This window comes from Streptomyces sp. JJ66, assembly GCF_019303495.1.
Classification (GTDB): domain Bacteria; phylum Actinomycetota; class Actinomycetes; order Streptomycetales; family Streptomycetaceae; genus Streptomyces.
The window spans coordinates 22,480-28,479 of sequence record NZ_JAEVFI010000036.1 but is presented as its reverse complement, the minus strand read 5'-3'; the positions used below and the strand labels follow the sequence as shown (position 1 = coordinate 28,479).

General features: G+C 74.2%; 4 protein-coding genes and 1 pseudogene. 3 read left to right on the top strand and 2 right to left on the bottom strand.

The window, feature by feature from the left end; genetic code table 11:
• Positions 1–555, top strand: a 555-nt coding sequence (locus tag JJV70_RS23020; RefSeq protein WP_257574302.1) for a transposase, incomplete at its 5' end; no start/stop codon positions are given.
• A gap of 38 nt (positions 556–593) precedes the next feature.
• Positions 594–1,031 (top strand): annotated as a pseudogene (locus tag JJV70_RS23015) (LuxR C-terminal-related transcriptional regulator); the annotation flags it as partial.
• A gap of 25 nt (positions 1,032–1,056) precedes the next feature.
• Here the strand turns inward: JJV70_RS23015 and JJV70_RS20665 are convergent.
• Both JJV70_RS20665 and JJV70_RS20660 read right to left on the bottom strand, forming a co-directional pair.
• Complete coding sequence (locus JJV70_RS20665; protein WP_219049543.1) at positions 1,057–1,302, bottom strand: DUF6191 domain-containing protein; 246 nt, start codon at positions 1,300–1,302, stop codon at positions 1,057–1,059.
• Positions 1,303–1,334: 32 nt separating this feature from the next.
• A complete protein-coding gene (locus tag JJV70_RS20660) occupies positions 1,335–2,561 on the bottom strand; it encodes a sorbosone dehydrogenase family protein (RefSeq protein WP_219049542.1) in 1,227 nt (408 codons plus the stop codon).
• Positions 2,562–2,951: 390 nt separating this feature from the next.
• Here JJV70_RS20660 and JJV70_RS20655 point away from each other — a divergent pair, with 390 nt between their 5' ends.
• Positions 2,952–5,951, top strand: coding sequence for a bifunctional diguanylate cyclase/phosphodiesterase (locus JJV70_RS20655; protein WP_219049541.1), 3,000 nt, complete (start codon positions 2,952–2,954; stop codon positions 5,949–5,951).
• Positions 5,952–6,000: the final 49 nt, after the last annotated feature.

Below are 6,000 nucleotides of genomic sequence, written 5' to 3'. Positions count from 1 at the left end.
TTGAAGAAGGCCCAGCGTTCCCTCTCCCGCAAGGAGAAGGGCAGCAAGAACCAGAACAAGGCCCGGTTGAAGGTTGCCCGCGCTCACGCGCGGGTGGCCGACGCACGCCGCGAGTTCCACCACCAGCTCTCCACCCGGCTGATCCGCGAGAACCAAGCGGTCGCCGTGGAGGACCTGACGGTGAAGGGACTCGCCCGCACCCGCCTGGCCAAGTCCGTCCACGACGCCGGATGGTCCGCGTTCGTGGGCATGCTGGAGTACAAAGCCGCCCGGTACGGGCGCACCTTCGTGAAGATCGGCCGCTTCGAGCCGACTTCCCAGGTGTGCTCACGGTGCGGCGTCAAGGACGGCCCCAAGCCCCTCAGCGTCCGTGTGTGGACGTGCCCGGTGTGCGGGGCGGTCCTGGACCCGGACATCAACGCGGCGGTCAACATCGCCAAGGCGGCCGGACTGGCCGTGACAGCCTGTGGAGCGCAGGTAAGACCGGGACTCGTCCCGGCACCGCGCGGCGAAGCAGGAACCCACCCGACACCGCAGCCTTCAACGGCGCGGTAGGCGGGAATCGCCGTCCTTCAGGGCGGCGAGGATGTCAACGGTGTGCCGAGGCGCTGCTCGAAGGCCAGGGCAGGGCGTGCCGGACCCAGGCCGCGCACCTGCTGCGGCAGGCCCGCGCGACGGCCGGTGAGCTGGGCGCGGCACCCCTGCGGGACGGCGTGGAACTGCTGGCCGCCCGCGCCCGCCTCGGCCTGGGCGCACCGGGGCCGACACCCCAGGAGGAGCCACAGCCCGGGCCACCGGCCGACCCGGCGCGGTCCTTCGGCCTCACCCGGCGCGAGCGGGACGTGCTCGCACTGGTCGCGGCGGGCCGCAGCAACCGGCAGATCGCCGAGGAGCTGTTCATCGCCCCGAAGACGGCGAGCGTGCACGTCTCCAACATCCTGGCGAAGCTGGCGGTGGGCAGCCGGGGTGAGGCGGCCGCGCTCGCGCACCGCCTCGGCCTGCTCGCCGGTCAGCCCGCGGGCGCCCGCTGACCGGCGGCCCGCGCCGCGCGCACGGTCACAGGACGAGCCCGCGCGGCTCGCCGTCCCCCTCCTCCTCGTCCGCTTCCTCCAGCCGGGGCGTGGGCGGCAGCACCGCCGCGCCCTGGTCGGAGACGGTGACCAGCACGTGCCCGGACTCCAGATCGACCGGGCCGCAGCCGGGGTCGTGGCTGCCCTCCTCCACGCGGGTGTGCTCCAGCCGCTGCTTCTCGTCCTCGGCATGCTGCTGCCCGGGCATGAACAGTTCCTCGGCGCCGAACATCGCCGGCCTCCTTCCCCCCACGGGTGGTGAGGTCACTGGACCGTCAACTTCAGGATACGGTCGTCTTCGCCCTCGGGCGTGCCGCGGCCGTCGGTGTTGCTGGTCATCAGCCACAGCTCGTCTCCGCTGTCGGCCACGACCGTGCGCAGCCGCCCGTACTCGCCCGCCACGAACGCCTGCGGATCGGCGACCAGTTCCGTGCGGTCCAGCGGGATGCGCCACAGGCGTTCGCCGCGCAGGCTGGCCAGCCACAGCGAGCCCTGGGCCCACGCCAGCCCGCTCGGCGACGCCTCCTCGGGCCGCCACTGGGCGACCGGATCGACAAACCCGTCCGCACCGGCGCGGCCCTCCACCTCCGGCCAGCCGTAGTTGCCGCCCGGCTCGATGAGGTTGACCTCGTCCCAGGTGTTCTGCCCGAACTCCGAGGCCCACAGCCGCCCCGCACCGTCAAAGGCGAGCCCCTGGACGTTGCGGTGGCCCAGGGACAGCACGCGCGAGCCTTCGGCCAGGTTGCCCTCCTCGGGCGCCGAACCGTCGGGCTGGACGCGCAGGATCTTCCCGGCCAGCGAATCCGGGTCCTGCGCCGCACCGCGCTGGTTCGCGTCGCCGGTGCCGATGTGCAGCATGCCGTCGGGACCGAAGGCGATGCGTCCGCCGTTGTGGATCTGCGCCCGGGGGATGCCCCGGACGACGATGTCCGGCGCGCCGAGTTCCGCCCCGGGGTCGGCGGCGTCGTAGGCCATGCGCACCACGCGGTTGTCGGAGGCGCTGGTGAAGTAGGCGTACAGGTAGTCCTGCGCGTCGCCGGTGCCGAGCGTGATGCCCAGCAGGCCGCCCTCCCCGCCCGGTTCGACGCCCGGCACCGTGCCGACCTCGCTCACTTCGCCGCTGTCCGCGTCAACGCGGGAGATCGTGCCCTGGTCCCGGGAGGAGACCAGCAGGTCGCCCCCGGGCAGCGGGGCCAGGCCCCAGGGCGACTCCAGCCCGGTGGCCACCGTGCCCCCCACCTCCACCGCGCCCTCGGCGGGCGGCGGCTCGGGCTCAGTGCGCGGCGCGTCGGCGGTGGGGGAGGCGGGGGCGTCGGCCGTGGGCTCCGCGCTCCCGGGAGCCGTCTGGCCGCCGGTGTCCCCTCCGCTGGACGCCGGGCCGCCCGCGCAGGCGGCGGTGAGCGCGAGTGAGGCGGCGGCCAGGGCGGCGGTCACTGCGGGGCGGCGCACGGTGGGTTCCTCTCGTCGGACTGTCCCTCCAGCACACCACATCGCGCGCCCCAGCGAGGCGCGGTCGTGCGGACGCGGGCCCTTGCCTGAGCGCTACCAGCCGGTGCCGGGTTTCGGGGTGGGCCGGGGTGGGGGAGTCATCCCCGGTGTGGGGGAAATTGTGCGGTGTGGCGGGAAACGTGCGGTCGGAGTGGGTGTCACAGGGGTCTCCGGCGCCCCGCGAGCCACGCATCGGAGGCACATGAATGCGCTCCGTGTCGATAAATCCGCAGGTCGCTACCGTCTGTATGAGACCTATACCGCTGAGTGACTGAGGTGGTGTATCGTCCGGACGGGGGAGATACCAGGACACCCAGGGGGGCGACGGGCGAATGCGTGGCCAATGGACGAACTGTCTGATCAGGGACGGCCGGTGGGGCTGGGGGTGGTGCGATGACCGCTGAGCGGATCGGCCCACCGATCGCGGAATCCGACGCCGTGGCGCGCGGTACCGCGCTGCCCCAGCTCGGCCTGGCCGCCGTCTGCCTCGCCTACGCCACCGGCGCCGGGCTCGGCTGGGGCTCGCGCGAGGTCGCGCTGTTCATGGGGGACTTCGGGCTCAGCGCCGCAGCCTTCCTGGCCGCTGTCTCCTGCTACTGGTACGCCCGCACCCACCGGGGTGAGTTCCGCCCGGCCTGGTACCTGTTCGCCCTGTCCTCGGCGATGGCGGGGCTGGGGAACGCGGTGTGGGGCTGGTACGAGGTCGTGTTGGGGCGCTCCGTGCCCGCCGCGTCCCTCGCCGACTTCTGTTTCCTGCTGTTCGCGCCGCCCGCGATCGTCGGTCTGCTCGTGCTCGCCAAGCGCCCGGTGGGCCGCGTCGGCTGGGTGTGCCTCGGTCTGGAGGCGTGGCTGATAGGCGGTTCGCTGCTGACGCTCTCCTGGAGCCTGGCGCTCGCCCAGACCGGCGCCTGGGACCAGCTGACGGTCGCGCACACGGCCCTGCAACTGGCCTACCCGCTGCTGGACATCATGCTGGTGAGCATGGTGCTCGTCCTGCACCTGCGCCGTTCGTGCGCGCAGCGCTCGGCGATCAACACCGCCGTCGGCGCCCTCGCGCTGACCGTGCTGTGCGACGCGCTGTTCACCTCGCCGCTCCTCCAGGCCCACTACCGCTCCGGCCAGTTGCTGGACGCGGGCTGGTTCGCCGGTTCGCTGCTGCTCGCCTACGCGCCCTGGGCCAGCGGCCGTCCGCCGCGTGAGGAGCCGCCGCGCACGCCGCCCGCGCAGGGAGCCGGACGCCCCGTCTCCAGTCCGCTGGCGGCGCTGCTGCCCTACCTCGCCGGGGCGGTGTGTGTACTGGGCGTGCTCTACGACCTGCGCGACGGCGGCCGGGTCGATCTGGTGGTGCTGCTGACGGCCTGCACCGTCGTCCTGGCGCTCGTCGTGCGGCAGGGCATCATGCTCCTGGACAACATGCGCCTCACCCGCGAACTGGCGCACAAGGAAAATTACTTCCGCTCCCTGGTGCAGGGCTCCAGCGACGTCATCATGATCACCTCCCCGGCCGGGCTGCTGCGCTACGTCAGCCCGGCCGCCACCCGCGTCTTCGGGCGGGAGGCGGACGCGCTGATCGGCTCGGAGCTGGGCCGCCTGGTCCACCCCGAGGACCTCGGGCGGCTCCACCACGAGATCCGGCGCTTCCTGGCCACACCACAGGAGCAGGAGCCCGCTACGCGCATCGAGTGCCGCTTTAGGCACGCGGCCGGGGAGTGGCGGAACGTGGAGTCCACGGTGAACCGGTACCAGGGCGGGCTGATCTTCAACAGCCGCGATGTCACCGAACGGGTGCGCCTGCAGGCTCAGTTGCAGCACAGCGCGTCTCACGACGCGCTCACCGACCTGCCCAACCGCGCCCTGTTCACCGACCGGGTGCGCCAGGCGCTGACCGGCCGCCGCGAGTCCGACGGCGAGGACCGCGACGCTGCCGTGCTGTTCATCGACCTCGACGGCTTCAAGGCGGTCAACGACCGCCTTGGCCACCAGGCGGGCGACGAGCTGCTGGTGCACGCCGGACGGCGGCTGCTGGAGTCGGTGCGCGCTGGGGACACCGCCGCGCGGTTCGGCGGGGACGAGTTCGCCGCGCTCATTCTCGGCGACGGCTCCGGGGGCCGCGCCGAGCGCGAGGTGCGGGTGCTGGAAATCGCCGACCGGCTCCGCGCCCGGCTCTCCGAGCCCTACACCCTGACCGGGCCAGCCGGGCCAGGTGGGTCTGGGGTGGCCGTCGGGCAGGAGGTGCGGGTGGCCGCCTCCATCGGGGTCGCCTTCGCCGAACCCGGCGTCGCCCCCGACCAGCTCATGCGCAACGCGGACCTGGCGATGTACCGGGCCAAGCGCACCGGCAAGGGCCGCGTCGAGCTGTACGCGCCCGAGCTGCACACCCAGCCGCCGCCCGCCTTCGCCGGGTCCCGCCGGACCCGCGAAGGCAGCCCCGGGCCGCCGGGCGCCGCCTCCGGCGCCGGGGCCCGCCCGGCCCGCCGCCGTGGCGGACGCCGGGCGAGCGGGGACGTCGTGCTGCTGCACCAGCCCGTGGTGGAGCTGGCCACCGGGGAGATCACCGCCGTCGAGGCCCTGCCCCGGCTGCGCTCGCCGCAGGGTCTGGTGGAGCCCGGGCGCGGGGCGGGCAGCGGGCGGCACCTGGTGCGGGAGGCCGTCGCGCAGGCCGCCGAGCGCCACCGCGCCGGGCTGACGACGCCGGTGGCGGTGCGCGTGGGAGCCCGCCTGCTCACTCTCCACCCCGAGGCGCCCGACAGCCTCGAAGCGCTGTTGGGCAAGCACGGGCTGCCCGCCAGCGCACTGGTACTGGAAGTGGCCGCGTTCGGCCGGCGGCCGGCGTGGGCCCCGGGCCACCGCACGGGTCGGCGCGAGCCCCGCGACGAGCTGACGCGGCGGCTGACCGCTCTGCGGGACCAGGGTGCCACCGTGGCGCTGGACGCCTTCGGCGGCGGTCCCTGGGCGCTGGCCGCGCTGCACGGCCTGCCGGTGGACGTGCTGCGGCTGGACGCGTCGCTGATCGAGGGCATCGTGGAGTCGCCACGCCTGCACACCGTCACCGCGGGGGTGCTGCGCATCGCCGCCGAGCTGGGCCTGGACACGCTCGCCGCCGGGGTGAGCGCACCGGAGCAAGTCACCGTGCTGCGCCAGCTCGGCTGCACGCACGGGCAGGGCGCCCTGTTCTCCGGCCCGCTGGACGAGCACCGGCTGCGCCGCGCGCTGGCCCGTGGCGGCTGCCCCGTGCCGGAACACACCGTCCCCGTGCCCGCCGCCCGCTCGGCCGGGCGCTCCGTCGTGGTGGCCGGAGCGCTGCCGGTGCGCCGGGGCGGCACGGCCGGTCCCGACCCCGTCCGGCATCCCCCGTTGGGCTCACATACTGAGACGTCCGTCCCACCCGCTTGACACCCTGTGCCTCGCCGGAGGAAGGTCAATGCCATGCGCACCCGAATTC

What these genes read in the sequence shown, in the direction of transcription:
- JJV70_RS20665 (WP_219049543.1), bottom strand. Translation starts at nt 1,302, where the DNA reads ATGTTCGGCGCCGAGGAACTGTTCATGCCCGGGCAGCAGCATGCCGAG.
- JJV70_RS20660 (WP_219049542.1), bottom strand. Translation starts at nt 2,561, where the DNA reads ATGTGGTGTGCTGGAGGGACAGTCCGACGAGAGGAACCCACCGTGCGC.
- JJV70_RS20655 (WP_219049541.1), top strand. Translation starts at nt 2,952, where the DNA reads ATGACCGCTGAGCGGATCGGCCCACCGATCGCGGAATCCGACGCCGTG.